Source organism: Moorella humiferrea, from assembly GCF_039233145.1.
GTDB lineage: Bacteria > Bacillota > DSM-521 > Neomoorellales > Neomoorellaceae > Neomoorella > Neomoorella humiferrea.
Map to the genome: position 1 here is coordinate 2,492,461 of NZ_CP136419.1, position 19,092 is coordinate 2,511,552.

The window sequence follows — 19,092 nt, forward strand, 5'->3', positions numbered from 1 at the left end:
AACCCATTTCCTTCTATGGGGTAAAACGTTTTTCTAATATATGCCGTATCCCATATCTTTTTTTAACATATCGACAGGAATATTAAGTTTCATCGTCGAATATAATATGGAACGTCTCTGCGTTGCTTTTTTGTAACATTATAGGGAGGGGCTTTCCATGGCCGACATCGCCTTTATCGCACCCTATGAAGATTTGGCCCACATCGCCCGCCAGGTAAGCCATGAACTCGGGCTGGAAGTAGACGTCTACGTCGCCAGGGTCCAGGATGGGGCCGAACTGGCCCGCACCCTGGCCAAAAAAAACGGCTGTCAGGTCATCGTCAGCCGCGGGGTCACGGCCTGGCTGATCCAGCAGGCCGTAGATCTGCCGGTGGTGGACGTGCCCATCGGCGGCTATGACATCCTGCGGGCCTACTACCAGGCCAAGCAGTTCGGCGGACCCATCGGTATCGCCGACGTTCCCGACGTCATCCAGGGCCTGGAGAGCCTGGAGGCTATTCTGGGGGAAACATTTATCAAATACACTTTAAAAGATCAGCAGGACGACATCAGACGGGGCATTATGGCCCTTAAAGAAGCCGGTGCCGAGGTCGTCATCGGCAAAATAGCCATGGCCCGCGAGGCCCGCAACTTCGGTTTAAACAGCGTAATTATCACCTCCGGCAAGGAAGCGGTCATTCAAGCCTTGAAAGAGGCCGAAAGGGTCCTCCAGGTCCGCCGCCAGGAAAAGCGCCGGGCCGAGCAGCTTAAAGCTATCCTTGATTTTGCCTACGACGGAATAATTGCCCTGGATGAAGAAGGACGCATCACCGTCTTCAATCCCGTAGCGGAAAAACTGTCCGGCTGGCGGGCTGAAGACGCCATCGGCCGGCCGGTAACCGAGGTCATCCCCGCGGCCCAGTGCCACATCCTTTTAAAAACGGGAAAACCGGAGCTCGGCGAGCTCCTGGAAATAGGCAGCACGCGGGTCGTGGCCAACCGGGTGCCTATTATCGTCGACGACCGCGTAGTCGGCGTGGTAACCACATTCCAGAATATCTCAAGCCTGCAGAGCCTGGAACACAAGGTCCGGCGTCGTTTGGCCGGTCGCGGCCATGTGGCAAAGTATTCCTTTAACGACATCCTCGGTGAAAGCCCGGAATTAAAGGAAGCCGTACGCCTGGCCCGGGAATACGCCGCCGTGCAGTCGACGGTCCTCATCTACGGTGAAACAGGTTCGGGCAAGGAAATGTTCGCCCATGCCATCCACCTGGCCGGTCCCCGCCGCGACGGCCCCTTTGTCGCCGTCAACTGCGCCGCCCTGCCGGAAAACCTCCTGGAAAGCGAGCTCTTCGGTTACGCCGAAGGGGCCTTTACCGGCGCCCGTAAAGGGGGCAAGCCCGGCCTTTTCGAGCTGGCCCACGAGGGGACGATTTTTCTCGATGAAATCGGCGAAATGTCTCCCCGCCTCCAGGCCCGTGTCCTCAGAGTTCTGGAAGAGGGCGAGATCATGCGCCTGGGGGACGACCGCATCATCCCCGTCAACGTGAGGGTAATTGCGGCCACCCACCGCAACCTCGCCCAGATGGTCAAGGAGCAGGCCTTCCGGGAAGACCTCTACTACCGCATCAACGTCTTGAACCTGGAAATTCCACCCTTGCGCAACCGCGGTTCCGACGTCCTGCTCCTGGCCGAGCATTTCCTGCAGGAATTCTGCCGCCAGTTGCAGCGGCCGGTGGTCAAACTCTCGCCGGAGGCGACCAGGGAGCTCCTCCAGTACCGGTGGCCGGGAAATATCCGGGAACTGCGCAACTGCATGGAGCGCCTGGCCCTGCGCTGCCGGGAAAAGACCGTCAGCGCCATCGACGTGCGCCGGGCCCTGGGGCTGGAATCCGCCCCGGAAGTTGAAAATTTAAGTTCCGGCGGCGACGGGAAAGGATTGGGCACTGACCTCGCCGGCCAGGTCAACATCCTGGAGCGCAGCTTGATTTTGCGGGTCCTGGCCGAAACGGGGGGAAATAAAGCTGAAGCCGCCCGCCGCCTGGGCGTCAGTCGCACCACCCTCTGGCGGAAGTTGAAGGGAGAAAATAAAGGCGCGTAAGCATTGACCGGGTCAAGATAAATAGTTTAGAATATTCATGGGAGAAGTATGAGGAATAAGGGACCGGATAAACGAAGAGCTTGAGGGAATACATGCAAGGAGGTGCCTCCGACATGTCGCTGGCCATAGAAAAACTCGCCGACGAATTCATATCTTTAACTACGCAAGAAAAAATCGAATTCCTGAAGAAGGTAATAGCCGGCCCGCCCGGGGAGTGGATAGAGCTAGATGGTAAACTTTACTTTATTCCAGAGGGTCCCCCGGCAACTAAAGAAGAAGAAGAAACATTTAAAAAGTCGCAACTGGAGATAGAAACAGGCCAGGGAGTACCGCTCAATGAACTCAGAAAAAGGCTCGAAATTTAAGATAATCCTCGCCAAACAGCCCGCCAGGTACATCGAGAGACTCAACCGGAAATGGCAAGAGAGAATACTTGCAATCCTGGAAGACATGTCTGTTAATCCTTTTACCGGTGACATTGAAACTATTAAGGGTAAACCCGGACATTACCGGCGCAGAATCGGAGGTTACAGGCTTAAATTCACAGTTAATATCGAGGAGCGGGCGGTCCATATACTTGCCTTCGGACCTAAAGGCGATTTTGAATACTAAAATAGGGGGATCATCAGGTTGATGATCCCCCTATTTTTGTCCGCCTGTCTCCAACGCCCCTGTCGGCATAATCAGCCGACCGGCTCCAACCGCACCGCCGTCACCTTGTATTCCGCCGTCTTGGCTATAGGATCGAAGGCGGCGTTGGTCAGGATGTTCACCGGCGATTCTTTGTAATGGTAGGTCATGAACATGATCCCCGGCGGCACCCGGTCCGTTACTTTGACTTTCGTCACTAACCGGCCGCGACGAGAAACCACCGTTACCTTATCCCCCGTCTGCACTCCCAGTTTGGCCGCCTGGACTGGGTTGATTTCCGCGTACTCTTCCGGCCGGAAACTTTCTAAAGAGGGTGAATGGCGGGTGGTAACGCCGTAGTGATAGAGCATCCGGCCAGTGGTCATCAAAATGGGATAATCTTCATCCGTCAATTCCGCCGGCGGCCGATACTCGATGCCCTGGAGAAGACCCTTGCCCCGGGGGAAACTACCGGCGTGGAGGAACTTCGTCCCCGGATGATCGGGAGCAGGGCAGGGCCACTGCAGCCCGTCCCCTTCCAGCCGGGCGTAGCTCATGCCGGCGTAGCTGGGGGTAAGGCCGGCCATTTCGGCGAAGATCTGCTCCGGGGAATCGTAGTGCATGGGGTAGCCCATCCGCGTCGCTAGGTCGCAGATGATCTGCCAGTCGGGCCGGGAATCGCCCCTGGGTTTCAGAGCCCGCCGCACCCGTTGCACGCGGCGCTCGGTACTGGTAAAGGTGCCGTCCTTCTCCAAAAAACTCGCCCCTGGCAGGACGACGTCGGCGAATTTCGCCGTCTCGGAGATAAAGAGGTCCTGCACCACCAGAAATTCCAGGTTGGCCAGGGCTTTACGCACATGGGTGATGTCCGGGTCCGTCAGGGCCGGGTCTTCGCCCATGACGTACATGGCTTTGATATATCCTTCGGCGGCCAAATCGATCATCTCCGGGATGCGGAGGCCCGGCACGGCGTCCAACTGGCAGTTCCAGGCAGCGGCAAAACGTTCCCGCACCGTCGGGTCGGCCACCTTTTGATAACCGGGGAAGACGTCGGGCAGGGCGCCCATGTCGCAGGCCCCCTGGACATTGTTTTGGCCGCGCAAGGGGTTGACGCCGCTGAACTCTTTGCCCACATGCCCGGTGATCATGGCCAGGTTGGCCAGGTTCATGACGTTGTCGGTACCGCTGGTATGCTCGGTTATCCCCAAAGTATAATAGATGCCCGCCCTCTCTGTTGTGGCGTAGAGGCGTGCCGCAGCGCGGATTTTCTCGGCCGGCACCCCGGTAATCTCCTCCACGCGCTCCGGCGGGTAGTTCTCGACAACGGCGGCGAGGTTGGCAAATCCTTCCGTCCGCTCTTCGATAAACTTCCTATCCACAAGGCCTTCTTTAATGATAACGTGGATCAGGCCGTTAATCAAAGCCACGTTGGTCCCCGGCCTGATGGGCAACCAGAGATAAGCGTGCTCCACCAGTTCGATCCGACGTGGATCGACGACGATGAGCTTCGCCCCCCGCCGGGCGGCCTGCTTCATCTTCTGGCCGATAACGGGGTGGGCTTCCGTGGTGTTGGAGCCGATAATCAGCAGGACGTCGTTATGCTCGATTTCGGCGATGGAGTTCGTCATGGCGCCGCTACCGAATGCTATGGCCAGACCGGCCACGGTAGGGGCGTGTCAAGTCCGTGCGCAGTGATCGACGTTGTTGCTCCCGATCACCGCCCGCATGAACTTCTGCATCAAATAGTTTTCTTCGTTGGTACACCGGGCCGAACTCAAAGCGCCTATAGCCCGGCTGCCGTACTGCTCCTTGATCTCCGTCAACCTCTGGGCAGTAAACGCCAGGGCCTCGTCCCACGTTGCTTCCCGGAAGCGCCCCTCACCCCGCGCGCCGACGCGTATTAGGGGTCGGGTAATGCGGTCTGGGCTTTCGACAAAATCGGTGCCGAAGCGGCCCTTGACGCAGAGCCAGCCGTTGTTGACCAAAGGATTATCATAGCCGCGGACGCGCACCACGCGGTCGTCCTTCACGGCCACTTCCAGGTTACAACCCACACCGCAGAAGGTACAGGTGGTCCGCACCTTGGTCAGCTCCCACTCTCGCCCCCGCCATAATGAGGCCTTCTCCGTCAGGGCCCCCACCGGGCACACCTGAACGCAGTTGCCGCAGAAAACGCATTCCTCCGAGGTTTTTAAAGTGGCGTCCATGGCCGGTGTGACCTTCGTATTAAAGCCGCGATGGGCAAAATCAATGGCGTCGTTGACCTGGATTTCCGTACAGACGCGGACGCACTTGCCACAGAGGACGCATTTGTTGAGATCGCGAACGATGAAGGGGTTGTCTTCTTCCAGGGGGTAGTCGTGCTTTTCCCCACGGAATTCGTCTCCCCTTACACCGTAATAATAGGCGTAATCCTGGAGCTTGCAGGCGCCGCTCTTGCTGCAGGTGAGGCAGTCGGCAGGATGGTTTGCCAGCAACAGTTCCAGCATCATCTTGCGGGCCTCAATCACTGCCGGCGTGTCCGTGCGCACCACCATACCCTCGGCGACGGCGGTCACACAGGAAGCCGGCAGGCCGCGCATACCTTCAATTTCCACCACACAGAGGCGGCACCCTCCCCAGGGCGAAAGCCTCTCATCGTGGCAGAGGGTGGGAATAAAGATGCCGTTGTCCCGGGCGGCCTGGAGGACCGTCGTCCCGGCCGGCACGGTAATCCTCTTACCATCTATGGTCAGGGTGACGTCAGCCATTGCTTTCCCCCCAAAACTAAAAATGTCGACAGGGCTACTGCCTGGATATGGCCCCGAATTTGCATTTCTCCAAGCAACTGCCGCACTTGATGCACAGGGCCGGATCGATATGATGCGGCTGTTTTCTTTCGCCGCTAATGGCCCCCGCCGGGCAGACCCGGGCACAGGCACCGCAGCCGGTGCATTTTTCGGCATCAATGGTAAAAATAAGCAGAGCCTGGCAGACATGGGCCGGACAGCGTTTCTCTATAATGTGGGCCTCGTACTCATGGCGGAAGTACTGGAGGGTGGAGAGGACGGGATTGGGACACGTCTGTCCCAGGCCGCACAGGGCCGTGTTTTTCACCACCCGGGCCAATCTCTCCAAGGTATCCAAATCTTCTATTTTACCTTCTCCCTCGCAGATGCGGGTAAGGATCTCCAGCATTCTTTTCGTACCCTCACGACAGGGGGTGCACTTGCCGCAGGACTCCGCCTGGGTAAAATTCAGGAAAAAGCGGGCCACATCCACCATGCAGGTGTTTTCGTCCATGACCACCATGCCGCCGGAACCCATAATGGCCCCCGCTTGGTTGAGGGAATCGTAATCCACCGGCAGGTCGAGTTTGTCCTCGGGCAGACAGCCCCCGGAGGGACCGCCGATCTGGACGGCCTTGAAGCGTTTGTCGTCCTGGATGCCGCCGGCAATATCAAAAATTATCTCCCGTAAAGTTATGCCCATGGGTACCTCGATGAGGCCGGTCTTCTTGACCTTGCCCGTCAGGCAGAAAACCTTGGTGCCCTTGCTCTTTTCCGTGCCCATGGCGGCAAACCAGGCGCCGCCGTTTTTGATAATAAAAGGCACGTTGGCATAGGTCTCCACATTATTAATGTTGGTTGGCCTGCCCCAGAGCCCCTGTTGGGCCGGGAAGGGAGGGCGCACCCTGGGCATGCCCCGCCGGCCCTCAATGGAAGCCAGCAAGGCCGTCTCTTCGCCGCACACAAAGGCGCCAGCCCCGGCCTTGATATGCAACTCGAAGTTAAAGCCCGAACCCAGAATGTTGCGGCCGAGGAAGCCCCGGGCCTCGGCCGCGGCAATGGCCACCTTCAAGCGTTTAAGGGCTAAAGGATACTCGGCGCGACAGTAAATGTAACCTTCATCGGCGCCTATGGCATAAGCGGCTATAGTCATCCCCTCGATGACGGAAAAGGGATCGCCTTCCAGGACGCTGCGGTCCATAAAGGCGCCCGGATCGCCTTCGTCGGCGTTGCAAACTACATATTTTTTTTCACCTGCCGCCTGGCGGGTGAAGCTCCATTTTAGCCCCGTGGGGAAACCAGCGCCGCCCCGGCCGCGCAGCCCCGAAACCTTAATTTCCTCGATAACCTCCTCCGGGGTCATGGAGCCTAAAACCTTCCGCAGGGCTTCATATCCTCCCGTAGCAATGTATCCGTCCAGGCTCTCGGGATCGGTCAGGCCAAGGCGAGAAGTGACCACCCGCACCTGGCGACCGTAGTAAGGGGAGGCGTCCATGACCGGAATGCCGTCATAAGGTGACGCTTCTCCGGGGATCTGGATGAGGGCCCACTCCCTCACTGGTTCTCCCTGCACCACATGCCCGGAAATCAGGGGCGGCACCCGTTCCGGCGCAACGTCCCCATAAAACACCCGGGGCTTTCCCGGCAGGGTTATTTCTACAATGGGCTCAGCGTAACACATGCCGATGCAACTCGTCTGCCCCACATCCACCTGGAGGCCCAGCCTCTTTATTTCCTCCTCCAAGGCCGCCATCACCCTGGCGCCCCCGGCGGCCTGGCCGCAGGTGCTCATTCCCACGGTAATAACGGGTCTGGCTTCCTGCAATCCTCCTTCACCCCTCCCTAATACCTTTCCAGGATGGCCGGGATCTGCTCCGGCGTCAGCCTCCCGTAGGTTTCCTCATTGATCATCATCACCGGAGCCAGGCCGCAGGACCCCAAGCAGGCCACCGTTTCCAGGGTAAAGCGGCCGTCGGCAGTAGTTTCATTCTTACCTATTCCCAGGGTTTTAGAAATGGCTTCTAAAAGCTTGGCCCCGCCCCGGACGTGACAGGCCGTCCCCTGGCAGACGCGGATGATGTTGCGGCCGCGGGGTTTTAAATGAAACTGGGTGTAAAAAGTCGCCACCCCGTAAACCCGGCTGAAGGGTATCTTCAACCTCCGGGCGATCACCCGCATGGCCTCCTCCGGCAAATAGCCGTAAATCTCCTGGGTCTCCTGGAGAATGGGGATCAGCGCGCCTTCTGTAGCAGCATAGCGCGCCAGAACCTCCTCCAGAGCCCCGGCCTTGGCGCTCCCATCCATCACAACCCGTTTAGACCTGGTTCAAAAAACCTAACAATTACTGACACATTGTGCCAATCATTATTAGGCGGCCTCCCCATGACCAGGCTTTTCGCTCCTTTCGGATTTGATTTGCCTGCCCCTGGGAGCAGGCTGCGCGACAGGGAGACCTCGGCCCCGGGAGTCTCACCCGGACGGGAGAACGGCACTTCACGGGCGCAAGGCGCGGCCTTAAGGAGAACCATAAAAGTTCTCGCCTTGCGTTGACCGTCAAGTGGTCCAGCACTTTATTCTTTCAGGTGCCGGACGCCTCCGCGCGATCTGTTAGATGCGGCCTACCGGTTTGTCCGATACCGGCTAACGGGGTCACCTACTTGATAAAGCGAGCTGCTTCAAGTCGTGCCAGACAGAATAAAAGGATTCCTGTTTATAGCGGTCTAAGCCGTTATGAACGGAAACCTTTTCGCCCAGCCGCATGATTTGCTGCTTCACCTTTCGGGTCATCCCTTTTCCTTCCCCAGGTAAGGAATTCGCCTTTTGGTTCAGCTTTTCTTTAATGGCTTGGATTTTTTGTTTTAACTCTTTGGTGATGTGTTCTTTAAAACCTATTGCCCGGCGGGCGATTGCCAATGCGGCGGCATGGTGGATAGTTACCCCGTACCGCTCCATGTATTTCCAATAGCCGATGGTGGAAGTGTGAGCTGGCCGGACCGGCTTTACGCCGACGCCTTCTTTGTAGGCTTTACGGATAATAGCTTCGGTTATCTTCCGGTAAGGAAAATTGGCCGCCATGCGGTTGAACTTTTTATCGGTGTCCAGCCGGTCTTTGCCGAAGCCCAGGTCTTCTATAGCGATAGATTTGCCTAAAACTCTGGCGATGTTCACCACTACCTGGGCCAGAACGCCGATGAGGTAAGTACGTCTAAAACTGCGGCTGTAAGCCAGTTCCGGTATCTTGAGGTAAAGGAAACCGTTCGGGTGTACTATCGTCTGAAACTCTCCGGCAAACTTGTGCAAGGCTTTGGGATAAGGAACAGTAAAGCCTTCCGGCCAGGGCTCGGGCTGGCCAAAATAATTAACGTTAGCCAGAGCTACCCCATCTGGGTTGGTGTCTATCCCAAGGTAGCCGCGGTTGGGGTCGGTCACCAATTCAGGCGCCGTCATGGTGAAGACGATATGAACCCTGTACCGGTCGTCCCGGCATCTAATCAATTCAACGTTATAGGGTGCGCCGGAAAGAAGCAACCCCCACACCTTGAGCCGGTGTTTTTCCGGCAGCCAGAGCTCTCCTTCCACCCGCGGTGCCCTGGTCATTATGGGCCTTCCTTTGCTGTCAGTACCTTTTTGCTCGGATAAATGGGAAATAGTGACTGCCAGGGTAAATCTCCCCTCCTGGTAAGCCACCTTCATGTTGGGGTTGCCGCCTTTTGTTTCGTCGCCCCGGGCGTATAACCGGTTCTGCCGGGTGTGGCGCCATTCTTCCCGGCCGGCCTTGCCCCGGCAGATCTGCCGCCATAAGGCCCGTCCCCCGAATACTACCTTGGGGATAGTGCCGTTGGCTTCATGTTTCTGGAGTTCGGCCAGTTTGGCGGCAAGCTTTTTGACCCGGGCTTTGCGGCCGTGGAGAATACGTTTGGTTTTCTCGATTTTTGCCGGGTCTTTGGCCTTGATCGCTTTGTCCAGGACCTTTGCAGCCCAGCGGAGTTTCTTTTTGGCCCGGCTCAGTTTGGTTTCTGTTTCCTCGATTTCTAACGCTAGGAGTTCCTTTTGCGATTCTATGACAGCCCTCGCTTTCAGTATGGCGTCGTCACAATAGCGGGAGTTTAAGCCGAATACCCGCTGGCCTTCTTGTTTGAGTTCTTCCCGGGAACGGCCTTCCATAAGCCGGTTGAAGGCCCAGCGCTCGCAGGCGCAGAAAAGCCGCATCTCAGTATCCAGCGGGTCTTCATCCCCCCGGCCCCATTTCTTGGACCGGTAAGCGGGGTAAGCTTCCGGAAACCACTCGCCGCAGATGGTATACTTAAGACCGCCGTTAAGTTCACTCATTCTCTTTTTGTTCTTTCGCTGTTTCTTCATCCAGCTCCACTCCCGCGATTAGTTCCCGAAACCCCTGCCTCACTTTTTTGCCGCCCCTGGCCCCGTATAACCGGGCAGAAAATGACGTGACTATGGCCAGCAAATCTTTCACCAATTCGCTTTGAGCGTCTTCCGGCTCTTTTTCCGCTATGGCGATTATTTCTACGCCGCAATATTTTAAATGACGCTCAATGTACGAATATCCGAAACGGGCCAGTCGGTCGGGGTACTCGATAATAAGTTTCTTATACTCACCCTGCTCGGCTAACTTGAGTACGTTGGCCAGGCCACGGCGCTTCTGGTTCAAGCCGCTAGCCACGTCCGCAAATTCCGCCCTGATGGTAAACCCGTGTTCTCCAGCATACTGGCGCAGCCGTTCCATCTGCCGCTCCAGGTTGCCGGCGTCGGCCTGCTTTTTGGTGGACACCCGGGCGTACAGCACGACTGCCTCGCGTTCGCCAGTCAATTGGCCGGACTGTAGAAGCTTATTGAGTTCATCCATGGAGTACCGGCGCTGGCCTCCAGGAAAACGCACGGGCTTGATTAAGCCCCGCTTTTCCCAGTTGCGCAGGCTGTTAGGATGGACGCCCAGTTTCTTTGCCGCTTTGCTGATGGTTAATAGTTCCATAACTTTATGGTAAGCTTTTTGTTATGTTTTGTTATTATTTATTAATCTGTTGGTAACTGCTACATACCTCCTTAACGTTGTTATCGCAATTTATTGTTATTATAACATTAATTCTGGGTAATAGTGAGTTAATTCTTTGCTCTAAATTTTACTATTTTGTATATTTAATTATGGATGGGGCGCAGCAGCCCCTTTGAAACATCATTTAGATCGCCGCAACCGGTGAGGCGCATGGCTACGGCCAAATCGTCGGCCAGGGCTTCAAGCTGCAACCGCACGCCCACGGCACCGCCGCCAATGGCGGCCACGGCCAGGGGCCGGCCAACCAGGACCGCCCGGGCACCCAGGGCCAGCATTTTCAAAACGTCTACGCCCGAGCGCACCCCACCGTCGGCGAGGACGATTATTTTATCGCCCACCGCCGCGGCGATCTCCGGCAGCACCGCCGCCGTCCCCGGAGTGTGATCCAGGGCGCGGCCGCCATGGTTGGAAACGACGATGGCCGTCGCCCCGCCCTCCACCGCGGCCTCGGCATCGGCCACCGTCATGACGCCCTTTAGGATCAGGGGCAGGGAAGTAGCACCCGCTATCTTAGCAATCTGCTCCACCGTCTTGGGTTCCACCAGCTGGCCGGCGCGGGTCATGTTCACCAGACCGGCGGCGTCAACGTCGATCCCCACGGCTACGGCACCGGCGTCCTCGGCGCGGCGGATGAGGGCCATTATTTCCATGTCTTCCCACGGTTTGATGACCGGAATCCCCCGCCCCCCGACGGCCTTGATAGCTTTAAGCCCGGCGTCCATGAGCTCCGGCAGGGGGCCGTCGCCGGTAAATGCCAGGCTTCCGGCTTCAACTGCCCCCAGGACGAAGGCCCGGGCCAGCTCCTCCTCGCTCACGCGGCCCTGAAAATTGACCCTGGCCCCGGCCACGGCCGCCCCCAGGATGGGAAAGGCAAGCCTCTTGCCGAAGAGCCTTAAACTCAAGTCCTGATCCTTATGGTCGTGGAGAACGCGCATGTTGACCTGCCAGGCCGCCAGGGCGGCAATGTTGTTGCGAAAAGCCGCTCCGGTGCCGATGCCGCCCATGCCCGGCACGCCCGAGGGACAGCGCCACCCGTCGCACACCGGGCAGACGCGGCAGATGCCGTCGAGAAGCACCCTGGCCCGTTCACGAATAGACGCAAGACTTGGCTGCATAAGCCGCTTCTCCTTTCCGGGAAATACCATCATATAGGGCCATCACAGACAGGCCTTTTCAATGCTTGTTGAGGTTGATTGTTCGGTAGTGTATACGCTTTTCCTGCTCACTTTGCATTGATCTTTTTCCCAATAACTGTTAATATGATAAACAAATAAATGAGGAAGGAGTATAGATAATGAACGCCAGGGACCTGGCTATTGCCAGAAAAATAAAAAAGCGTCTTGCAGAAAAGATCCCCCTTTACGAAGTACGTTTATTTGGCTCTCGAGCACGTGGTCAAGCCACTCCCGACTCGGATCTTGATCTTTATTTAGAGACGGGGCCTCTTTCACGGGAAGAAAGACGTTTAATCAGCGATATCGTCTGGGAAGTTGGATTTGAAAACGATATCGTTATAGTGCCTCTGGCAGTTGAGCGAAGCGAAGTTCTTAACGGGCCTTTTTCAATTTCAACATTGTATCGATCTATAAAAAACGAAGGGATTAAGGTATGAAAGAAGATAACCGCAAACGCACTTTGATTAATTACAGGTTAAATGAGGCGTGTGAAGTGCTGGCCGACGCACAAAAATTGCTGGCAACCCAGGGCAGCCCGCGTAGTATAGTCAATCGTACTTATTATGCCATGTTTTATGCGACCCTCGCTCTTCTAGTCACTATCGACCAAGGCTCAAGCAAACATAGCGGGGTTATCGCCCTCTTTGATCGCTATTTCGTCAAGACAGGGATATTCCAAAAGGAATTTAGCAAAGCGCTCCATCGCGCTTTTGAAATCCGGCAACAAGGGGATTATGGTGAAATTACGCCTGTAACAGTTGAAGACGCCCTCGAGCTCCTAAGAGAAGCGGAAAAGTTTATCCAGGCCGTTCAAGACTACCTTACTTATCCACCCGGGCGCCAAAGCGGTGTACCAGAATCTCCCGGACGGCCGCCACGTCGGCATCGGTGAAGGTACCGGGCTCGCGACCTTTCGTCACGGCGTAGGCCGCCGCCACGCCGGCGGCATCCCCCAAGACGCACTGATTCGGTAGGACCCGCAGCTCAGCCCAGGCCAGGGAGGAAATGCTGGCCGCATAGCCGGGGATGAGCAAATTGGGCACCGGGCGGCTAAGGAGGGTGTTAAAGGGGATATAGACCGGGTTCTGCGGCCACCCGCCAGGTCCCGGCGTGGTCCAGGGATAATCAGGCCGCAAGAAAGGCGTCACCGGCCAGCGGTAGCGGCCGTCCGCACCCTTCAGGTCTTCAAAGCGATAAGCGTTGATATCCTGCCAGTAAAAGCCCAGGCCGATACGGTTTACATAATTCCCGAGATCATTGCCCTCTGTCGGGCCAGACCCTGCCCCATGAGTGGCCGCCGCGGTCATGGCGTAGTTGCTGTCCTCCGTCCCCGGTCCCGCTTCCCGGGGATCCACCACCGTATGTACCGTTTCCCGCAGATAGAGCATCCCGCCGGTAACCGGTCCACCCCCGGCATCCAGCACCAACTCCGCATTTTGGAAACCGTCAAAGCGGCGCAGGGCCCGAATAAAATCAGGATTTAGCAGCATCTCCCGCGCTTTTCTCCAGGCCGTGTCCGTATCCAGGGCTCCGGGCGCCATATCCCTCGGATAAGCATCGTGCCTCCGGTCGCGGCCATTCGCCCGTCCGTCAACGTTAAAGATGAGGAGGGCATTGACCCACCAATCGGAACTGCCCGCCCCGTCCTGAACGGCGTTTAAGGGCTTTAACGCGAAGCCCGCCGGGCCGTAGCGGTCGTTAAAGGCGGTGACTACCGGATCATTTATGTAAACTTCTCTGCCGCCGTAGGCCGCCCATACACCTCGCTCCTGGCGAAAAATCATATCCCGGTAACGGTCGGGCTGCACCCTGCGCACCTTGAACATGAGGGTGGCCGCCTGCTGGCGCGGGCAGAGCTCAATTCTACCCTCAAGGCGAACAAAGTCCCCGACCAGGAATTCAGCCGGCCAGTCCGTCCGGCCAACCGTCACCCCGGCCCGGCTCAGGCGGCTCAGCCTGCCGTCTTCCGAAGCGTCGACAAAGATGGACGCGGTTAGTATTAGGCTCTCTTCACCCCAGATTACCGTCCCGGCGGCATCCCGCTGCAGGCCCCGCAGGGCAATCCCCTTAAGCCGCCCGCGCCTGTCCTTCCGGACGGCAGTAATATCCATCGCCCAGTATGTCTCAAGATTTGCCAGCCCGCCCAGGTCGGCGGCTATCCTCGCCGCCAGATCTGCCGGCCGGTAAAAGGGTCCCACGGCATTAAACCAGTGGGCAAAAGACCCTCCCTGGACCAGCCTCCCGTCCCCAGCCCAGTAGCGTACGTCCCAGAAGTTCTGGCCGCCGATCGTGGCCAGGCCGCCGTACTGGTGCTCGGGGTAGGGGACCACCAAGGCTACCGACCTGTCCGGCGCCGTGGCTGCCGCCTTCCAGGCCGCCGCGCAGCCGGCCAGGCCGCCGCCGTAAACGACGATATCCGCCCGCACCAATGGCGCCGCCAGGGGCCAGCCCTCCGGCCGGATCCCGCCGCCCGTTAAAGTTAACATAAAAAATAACGCCGCCAAAAGTAACAACAACCGTTTAAGCATCAGCTTATTCCCAGTCGCCTACAGCCAGGTGCAAAGTCCGTTCAATGTAGCGTCGCAGCCGTTTGTCTGCCAGGAACTCTTTTAAGCCGACGTCCTTTTCTGCTTCAAGGTCAGCTATATACTCACTTAACAAAGCCAGGCGGTGCCTTATAACTTCCATATCAACCATCATACCACGCTCCAGGACCTTAGCGATAAATTTTTTATTACGCCTCTCCAGAAGAGGTTGCAGGTCAAAATAAGTGCGCCTGGACCAAACTTCAAATCCCACCCGGTAGCGGGGATCTTTATCGACCAGTAAAATCCCGTCCTTTATTATCTGATGCTGCAGCAGTAAAGGCGCCGCCTGAATGTCAATGACGTCCACCTTTTTCCCCGTAACCCTTTCCAGGTCCATAATTATTTCCAGCCGGCGGTCAAAACGATGCAATTTACCTTCACTACCGGCAAATAAAACGGCCACGTCGATGTCGCTGCGCTCCCTGCCGGTACCCCGGGCACAGGAACCAAAAAGGTACGCCGCCACCACATCCCGGCATTGATTTAGATACTCGATGATGGCATTAGCTATTGCTTTATCCAAACGCGCTTCGGCCGGCAAATATTTCATCTTTCTATAACCCCTGTATCCCTAAAAATTTACCAATGCCATAAATAAATTCCACCAGGTCGTCCAGGCCGGTTTGTAAGTGTTTATACACCAGGCGGCGGTCAATATCCATATATTCATGGGCCAGGATGTTGCGAAAACGTACCGCTCCGACGAGCTTCCGGGCCAGATCTTTAGGGATAATCCCTTCGTTACCAAGGATCAAAGGGATGTCGGCATAGGTCTCCGGTTCCGGTAAATCCATAGCGCTGATAATGTGATTACCTATATCCATGATGCAGGTAATCGCCAGCTCCATGTCCCTTTCGACCGTGGAATAGATTTGATGGTTACTCAAGAACTCATCAAGGTTCACCTTTTGATATTCCTTTAAGAAATTCACGTATTCTTCGAGCTTCTTGAGGCGCCTCAAGACCCGCTCTAAATCCACGGCCGGCTTCCCCTTTCTTGATTTTATCGATAAACTGGCGCCGGTAAAAGGCCCGCAAAGGCTGGGTATCCAGGTATTCACGTCTGGACACGGTTTCAAAATCGATCTTTGTCTGCCGGTCCCTGGCATATAAAAGCATACCTTCACGTAGAACACGATTTTTTATAACGGGAGAGGAGGTATTAAGAATTGTCAAATCTATATCTTCACGCCCAAAAACCCTGCAAAAAATCTCCATCAGGTTAAGAATCGTCTCCGATAAATCATCCACTCGTCCTTCATTAGCCAGCAGGACGGCCAAATCGACGTCGCTAAGTTTGCCCTGTCGTCCCGTCATTAAATTTCGGGCTGCTGAGCCAAAAAGGTAGACCAGTAAAACATGCGTGGAAGCTAAAATTTCCGCTAGTTTATCTTTAATCGCAGCGATTTTCTCCGGTGTCAACCCCTCTGGCTCTTTTAGGACTTTAATTTTCCGCATCTTCATATCACCTTGCCCTTAATTCTACCGTATATAACCATTTTAAGCAATAAAAGACCGTGCCTGCCGGCGAATACCAGAATTCACGTCCCCGTGACGGTTCATGTAAGCAAGGCGGTCCGAGCCCTCCCTGCCGGAAGGAAATTCCCGGCGCACCCGGTAAAAAAGCCTTGCCTTAAGACAGGAAATGTAGTGTAATTTTTATATATCACGAGGCGTTCAACTGTGAGGTGGTCTTCTCGACAATGCATGCACACGCCACATTTCAAAGCATCTACCGCCAGAACAGCGACCTTATCATCTATAACGATCTAAAAGACGATCCCGTCGTCGCCGCTTTTTTAGAAATTTGCCGGCTCCTGGGCGAAAGGGATACCCGGGCCGCCTGTATAGCCTATCCCCCCGCCGACAGCAACAGTGCCGAAGCGCTTGCCGCCGCCTGCCGCCGTTTCTTCCGGCTGCTGGCAGATTACACCGAGCTTTATCAGGGCCCTTTTACCGGCGATCCCTGGCAGAACTACCTCCTCGACCGCATCATCCTGGCGGAAAATACCTTCACCCTGAAGGCCGGGCAGATTAAGTGGGAATTCTTTAGCGATGCTCTTAAAGACGCGGTAGGCCAGGACCTGCGCCATCTTCAAGCCCTGGCCGGAATGGGTTCCGCCGCTTACAACGCGGCACTGGCCCGCTTGGCCTCCTCTACAGCGACTACCTATGATGCCAACGGCGCTACGGTCTTCCCCAGCGACCAACTTTCCGTTCCCGACTGGACAAAGCTTAAGCCCCTCGACCCACTTCAGCCCCTTCAACCACCCCAGGCCGTCCGGAAGGAAATCAAAGAAAAGCTCCTGGCCGCCGCCGACTGGGGGCGGGAAGGTATCAAGCTCCTGGCCGACTACCACCGCACCTGGGGCACGGGAATCTTGGGCATGTACTGGGCCTTTCGCTGGGAAGGCGGTCCGGCAGGCGGGAGGCTTGTGGGCATCGACCGGCCCGATCCCATCCAGCTCTCCGACCTGGTGGGCTATGAAGCCGAGCGGGGCGAAATAATCCGCAACACCGAAAAGTTCCTGAAAGGCCTGCCCGCCGTCAACATCCTCCTCTACGGCGCCCGGGGCACGGGCAAATCCTCGACGGTCAAGGCCCTGCTGCACGCCTACGGCGCCCAGGGGCTGAGGCTGATAGAACTGCCTAAAAAGTTCTTGGGGGACTACCAGGAAATACTAAAAATCCTCGCCCCCCGGCCGCAGAAGTTCATCATCTTCATCGACGACCTTTCCTTTGAGGAGGGCGAGGCGGAATATAAGGAACTTAAGTATTTGCTGGAAGGAAGCCTGCAGGTACGGCCGGCCAACGTCCTGGTCTACGCCACCTCCAACCGCCGCCACCTGGTGAAGGAATTCCTTTCCGACCGGGCCCCCGCCGCCGACCGCGAGGTGCGCCTCCAGGACACCGTCCAGGAAAAGCTCTCCCTGGCGGAGCGCTTCGGTATGACTGTCATTTTTTTAAGTCCGGACCAGGAGCAGTACCTGAACATTGTAGAAGAGCTTGCCCGGAAAGAAGGTCTGGAAATAGAACCGGCCGAGCTGCGCCGCCGCGCCCTGCAGTGGGCCCTCTACCAAAATGGCACCTCCGGCCGCACCGCCCGGCAGTTCGTCGACTATCTCCGGGGAGAGCTGGAATAACACCTCTCCGGGCGAATTTCTATTTTTTTTCGAGCATGGTTTTTTCTTTGATGAGTGATATCGCCCATCGGTAAACCTTTTCAGCAAGATATACGGCCCATTTATATTCAACTTCATCTATGGGATCCCAGTCACCCGGATAGCGAGTTGTAACTGCGTAATCGGTTAGAATAGCGGCTTCCTTGAGATTTTCATCAACTCCAATTCGCCCTGAATCTTCTAATAACTTTAAGAGGTACCCAATAGAATGGGTTCTGGGGATATTAATGCCCAAATATGCCATAACACCTTTAAGGGCCTTTTCGGCAGCCTGCTGGGCGTCAAAACAAAGATCCTCGTATAGTATATCAGGTGTTTGCCTGCCGAGTTTTGCCCTCGCGAGATTACTTTTTGCTCTTTTCAACCAAAGCCGCCATAATTCATCGCTCATAAACTACCAGCCCTTTGGCAGCCTCAGCATAAACCAACCCGTGTAATGTCTGGTATTTTTCTATTTTTTCCGGCGTCTCTACAATTATATCTACAGCCGCAGGAACGTTAACCAGGTTTTTATACAGAAGTTGAGCTAAGGCACGGCGATTATTTATTCCGCGCTTCAGCACCAGGAGATCATAATCACTGTCAAATCCAGCTTTCTCTTTACTCCTTGACCCAAAAAGGATTATCTTATCAGGATTTGCGGTTTTTACTATTTTGTCTATTACATCTTTGAGAATTTCTTCCAAAACAATTTCCCCCTTAGTTTAAATTTTCTCCTTTACCTTTCGCCACTGTCGTCCAGACCGAGAAAACGGCGCATTTTCAGGTTGAAAAGGTAAAGGTCCTTTTTAAAACCTGAAGCCAGCTCCGGCAATCCCTCCAGGAGCTGGTGGATTTTATCCGGGTCCAGGCTAAAACCATAAATGTTACGGAAAACGTGTCTGAAGGCCCGGAGTTCATCCAATTTCCGGGCCGTTTCCTTGTCCAGCAACGCCGGGCGCAGGCCCGGCACCTCCAGGGTCATTTGATCCAGCAACTCTTTATGCCATTGTTCGCCGGTAGGGACGGAACAGTCGATATCCCGCGCTATAATCCTAAAAATCTTTTCTATGGCCGTATAGTAATCGTGCAGGATGGAACCTATAATTCGTAAGGAAGCTTCATCGGCAAGGCCGAAACCCCCTAAGGAATCTGCCTGAATCCTGGGAAATAAATTGTACCGCGCCAGCTCCCTTTCCAGCCTTTCCAGGTTGGAAACTTCTTTACGAATACGTACTTCCAGCAAAAGGTATTTTTCAGGGATCAAAGTTCCACCCCTTCCCGGGCGACTTCTTCCCGTAAAGACGGCAGGGCGTCTTCTTCGCAGACAATGCTGATTTCAAAGGGCGTGGCAAGACGCTCAGCCCGGGCCAGCATCTGCCAGTAGGGTCCTGTAAAACCCTTGACATAAAGATCAATGTCGGACCCTTCCCGAAAATCGCCCCGGGCCAGGGAGCCGTAAAGGATGACTTCCCGTACCCCGTAAGTCTCCCGTAAAAGGGAAGCCACCTGCCGAGCCTTCTGCCAGGCCAGGGCCCGGCGCTTATCCAGCTCTTCTTCGCGTTTCTTGTCAAGAAGCCGCTTTAACCGGGTAAAATCTCCTGGCATTGTAAACATTCCTT

At 55.8% G+C, this 19,092-nt stretch carries 20 protein-coding genes; 6 read left to right on the top strand and 14 right to left on the bottom strand.

Annotation, left to right across the window (positions count from 1 at the left end):
• The first annotated feature begins 157 nt into the window (after positions 1-157).
• The 3 genes from MHFGQ_RS12850 (at position 158) to MHFGQ_RS12860 (ending at position 2,692) form a co-directional block, all read left to right on the top strand.
• Positions 158-2,080, top strand: a complete 1,923-nt coding sequence (locus MHFGQ_RS12850; RefSeq protein WP_106005340.1) for a sigma 54-interacting transcriptional regulator — start codon at positions 158-160, stop codon at positions 2,078-2,080.
• A 113-nt stretch (positions 2,081-2,193) separates the two neighbouring features.
• A complete protein-coding gene (locus tag MHFGQ_RS12855; RefSeq protein ID WP_106005339.1) occupies positions 2,194-2,445 on the top strand; it encodes a hypothetical protein in 252 nt (83 codons plus the stop codon).
• Positions 2,417-2,692, top strand: a complete 276-nt coding sequence (locus MHFGQ_RS12860) for a type II toxin-antitoxin system RelE family toxin (RefSeq protein WP_106005338.1) — start codon at positions 2,417-2,419, stop codon at positions 2,690-2,692. The genes MHFGQ_RS12855 and MHFGQ_RS12860 overlap by 29 nt, the downstream gene beginning before the upstream one ends.
• A gap of 71 nt (positions 2,693-2,763) precedes the next feature.
• Here the strand turns inward: MHFGQ_RS12860 and fdhF are convergent, their stop codons facing one another.
• From fdhF to MHFGQ_RS12890, 6 genes are all read right to left on the bottom strand, one after another.
• A complete protein-coding gene (gene fdhF, locus MHFGQ_RS12865) occupies positions 2,764-5,460 on the bottom strand; it encodes a formate dehydrogenase subunit alpha (RefSeq protein ID WP_106005337.1) in 2,697 nt (898 codons plus the stop codon).
• Between the two features lie 34 nt (positions 5,461-5,494).
• Positions 5,495-7,270 carry an NADH-quinone oxidoreductase subunit NuoF gene (nuoF, locus tag MHFGQ_RS12870; RefSeq protein ID WP_106005478.1) on the bottom strand — a complete coding sequence of 592 codons (1,776 nt, stop codon included), beginning with the start codon at positions 7,268-7,270 and terminating at the stop codon, positions 5,495-5,497.
• Between the two features lie 50 nt (positions 7,271-7,320).
• Positions 7,321-7,782, bottom strand: a complete 462-nt coding sequence (nuoE, locus tag MHFGQ_RS12875) for an NADH-quinone oxidoreductase subunit NuoE (protein ID WP_106005336.1) — start codon at positions 7,780-7,782, stop codon at positions 7,321-7,323.
• A 345-nt stretch (positions 7,783-8,127) separates the two neighbouring features.
• On the bottom strand, positions 8,128-9,837 hold the full coding sequence (locus MHFGQ_RS12880) for an IS200/IS605 family accessory protein TnpB-related protein (RefSeq protein ID WP_343105512.1): 1,710 nt from the start codon (positions 9,835-9,837) through the stop codon (positions 8,128-8,130).
• Positions 9,800-10,465 carry an IS607 family transposase gene (locus MHFGQ_RS12885; RefSeq protein ID WP_343105513.1) on the bottom strand — a complete coding sequence of 222 codons (666 nt, stop codon included), beginning with the start codon at positions 10,463-10,465 and terminating at the stop codon, positions 9,800-9,802. Before MHFGQ_RS12885 ends, MHFGQ_RS12880 begins: the two co-directional genes overlap by 38 nt.
• A gap of 164 nt (positions 10,466-10,629) precedes the next feature.
• Entirely contained in the window at positions 10,630-11,661 is a 1,032-nt protein-coding gene (locus MHFGQ_RS12890) for an alpha-hydroxy-acid oxidizing protein (RefSeq protein WP_106004880.1), read from the bottom strand.
• Positions 11,662-11,840: 179 nt separating this feature from the next.
• Between MHFGQ_RS12890 and MHFGQ_RS12895 the strand changes: the two genes are divergently transcribed.
• Positions 11,841-12,158 carry a nucleotidyltransferase domain-containing protein gene (locus MHFGQ_RS12895; RefSeq protein WP_106004879.1) on the top strand — a complete coding sequence of 106 codons (318 nt, stop codon included), beginning with the start codon at positions 11,841-11,843 and terminating at the stop codon, positions 12,156-12,158.
• A complete protein-coding gene (locus tag MHFGQ_RS12900; protein ID WP_106004878.1) occupies positions 12,155-12,613 on the top strand; it encodes a HEPN domain-containing protein in 459 nt (152 codons plus the stop codon). The genes MHFGQ_RS12895 and MHFGQ_RS12900 overlap by 4 nt, the downstream gene beginning before the upstream one ends.
• Here the strand turns inward: MHFGQ_RS12900 and MHFGQ_RS12905 are convergent.
• Genes MHFGQ_RS12905 through mntA (MHFGQ_RS12920) form a run of 4 tightly spaced genes read right to left on the bottom strand, consistent with a single transcriptional unit; the run spans position 12,543 to position 15,767 of the window.
• A complete protein-coding gene (locus MHFGQ_RS12905; protein ID WP_211292859.1) occupies positions 12,543-14,207 on the bottom strand; it encodes an FAD-dependent oxidoreductase in 1,665 nt (554 codons plus the stop codon). The genes MHFGQ_RS12900 and MHFGQ_RS12905 overlap by 71 nt on opposite strands.
• A 46-nt stretch (positions 14,208-14,253) precedes the next feature.
• The gene (mntA, locus tag MHFGQ_RS12910) at positions 14,254-14,859 is read right to left on the bottom strand and encodes a type VII toxin-antitoxin system MntA family adenylyltransferase antitoxin (RefSeq protein ID WP_106004876.1); all 606 of its coding nucleotides are present in this window, start codon (positions 14,857-14,859) and stop codon (positions 14,254-14,256) included.
• A gap of 4 nt (positions 14,860-14,863) precedes the next feature.
• Entirely contained in the window at positions 14,864-15,214 is a 351-nt protein-coding gene (gene hepT, locus MHFGQ_RS12915; protein WP_170066194.1) for a type VII toxin-antitoxin system HepT family RNase toxin, read from the bottom strand.
• Entirely contained in the window at positions 15,204-15,767 is a 564-nt protein-coding gene (gene mntA / locus MHFGQ_RS12920) for a type VII toxin-antitoxin system MntA family adenylyltransferase antitoxin (RefSeq protein ID WP_106004874.1), read from the bottom strand. Before mntA (MHFGQ_RS12920) ends, hepT begins: the two co-directional genes overlap by 11 nt.
• A gap of 245 nt (positions 15,768-16,012) precedes the next feature.
• Between mntA (MHFGQ_RS12920) and MHFGQ_RS12925 the strand changes: the two genes are divergently transcribed.
• Positions 16,013-17,452, top strand: a complete 1,440-nt coding sequence (locus MHFGQ_RS12925) for an ATP-binding protein (RefSeq protein WP_106004873.1) — start codon at positions 16,013-16,015, stop codon at positions 17,450-17,452.
• Positions 17,453-17,471: 19 nt separating this feature from the next.
• Here MHFGQ_RS12925 and MHFGQ_RS12930 read toward each other — a convergent pair whose 3' ends face one another.
• The 4 genes from MHFGQ_RS12930 to MHFGQ_RS12945 are packed head-to-tail and all read right to left on the bottom strand — an operon-like array spanning position 17,472 to position 19,078.
• Positions 17,472-17,882, bottom strand: coding sequence for a HEPN domain-containing protein (locus MHFGQ_RS12930; protein ID WP_106004872.1), 411 nt, complete (start codon positions 17,880-17,882; stop codon positions 17,472-17,474).
• A complete protein-coding gene (locus MHFGQ_RS12935) occupies positions 17,872-18,177 on the bottom strand; it encodes a nucleotidyltransferase domain-containing protein (RefSeq protein WP_170066193.1) in 306 nt (101 codons plus the stop codon). The genes MHFGQ_RS12930 and MHFGQ_RS12935 overlap by 11 nt, the downstream gene beginning before the upstream one ends.
• A 32-nt stretch (positions 18,178-18,209) precedes the next feature.
• A complete protein-coding gene (locus MHFGQ_RS12940; protein ID WP_106004870.1) occupies positions 18,210-18,737 on the bottom strand; it encodes a hypothetical protein in 528 nt (175 codons plus the stop codon).
• Positions 18,734-19,078, bottom strand: a complete 345-nt coding sequence (locus tag MHFGQ_RS12945; protein WP_106004869.1) for a nucleotidyltransferase family protein — start codon at positions 19,076-19,078, stop codon at positions 18,734-18,736. The genes MHFGQ_RS12940 and MHFGQ_RS12945 overlap by 4 nt, the downstream gene beginning before the upstream one ends.
• Positions 19,079-19,092: the final 14 nt, after the last annotated feature.

Bases quoted from the DNA above. Each gene is read 5' to 3' on its own strand.
- MHFGQ_RS12890 (WP_106004880.1), bottom strand. From the start codon at position 11,661: ATGCAGCCAAGTCTTGCGTCTATTCGTGAACGGGCCAGGGTGCTTCTC.
- MHFGQ_RS12855 (WP_106005339.1), top strand. From the start codon at position 2,194: ATGTCGCTGGCCATAGAAAAACTCGCCGACGAATTCATATCTTTAACT.
- MHFGQ_RS12885 (WP_343105513.1), bottom strand. From the start codon at position 10,465: ATGGAACTATTAACCATCAGCAAAGCGGCAAAGAAACTGGGCGTCCAT.
- MHFGQ_RS12880 (WP_343105512.1), bottom strand. From the start codon at position 9,837: ATGAAGAAACAGCGAAAGAACAAAAAGAGAATGAGTGAACTTAACGGC.
- MHFGQ_RS12930 (WP_106004872.1), bottom strand. From the start codon at position 17,882: ATGAGCGATGAATTATGGCGGCTTTGGTTGAAAAGAGCAAAAAGTAAT.
- nuoF (WP_106005478.1), bottom strand. From the start codon at position 7,270: ATGAGCACCTGCGGCCAGGCCGCCGGGGGCGCCAGGGTGATGGCGGCC.
- MHFGQ_RS12945 (WP_106004869.1), bottom strand. From the start codon at position 19,078: ATGCCAGGAGATTTTACCCGGTTAAAGCGGCTTCTTGACAAGAAACGC.
- MHFGQ_RS12895 (WP_106004879.1), top strand. From the start codon at position 11,841: ATGAACGCCAGGGACCTGGCTATTGCCAGAAAAATAAAAAAGCGTCTT.
- MHFGQ_RS12925 (WP_106004873.1), top strand. From the start codon at position 16,013: ATGCATGCACACGCCACATTTCAAAGCATCTACCGCCAGAACAGCGAC.
- mntA (WP_106004874.1), bottom strand. From the start codon at position 15,767: ATGCGGAAAATTAAAGTCCTAAAAGAGCCAGAGGGGTTGACACCGGAG.
- nuoE (WP_106005336.1), bottom strand. From the start codon at position 7,782: ATGGATGGGAGCGCCAAGGCCGGGGCTCTGGAGGAGGTTCTGGCGCGC.
- MHFGQ_RS12900 (WP_106004878.1), top strand. From the start codon at position 12,155: ATGAAAGAAGATAACCGCAAACGCACTTTGATTAATTACAGGTTAAAT.
- mntA (WP_106004876.1), bottom strand. From the start codon at position 14,859: ATGAAATATTTGCCGGCCGAAGCGCGTTTGGATAAAGCAATAGCTAAT.
- MHFGQ_RS12860 (WP_106005338.1), top strand. From the start codon at position 2,417: ATGAACTCAGAAAAAGGCTCGAAATTTAAGATAATCCTCGCCAAACAG.
- MHFGQ_RS12905 (WP_211292859.1), bottom strand. From the start codon at position 14,207: ATGTTAACTTTAACGGGCGGCGGGATCCGGCCGGAGGGCTGGCCCCTG.
- MHFGQ_RS12850 (WP_106005340.1), top strand. From the start codon at position 158: ATGGCCGACATCGCCTTTATCGCACCCTATGAAGATTTGGCCCACATC.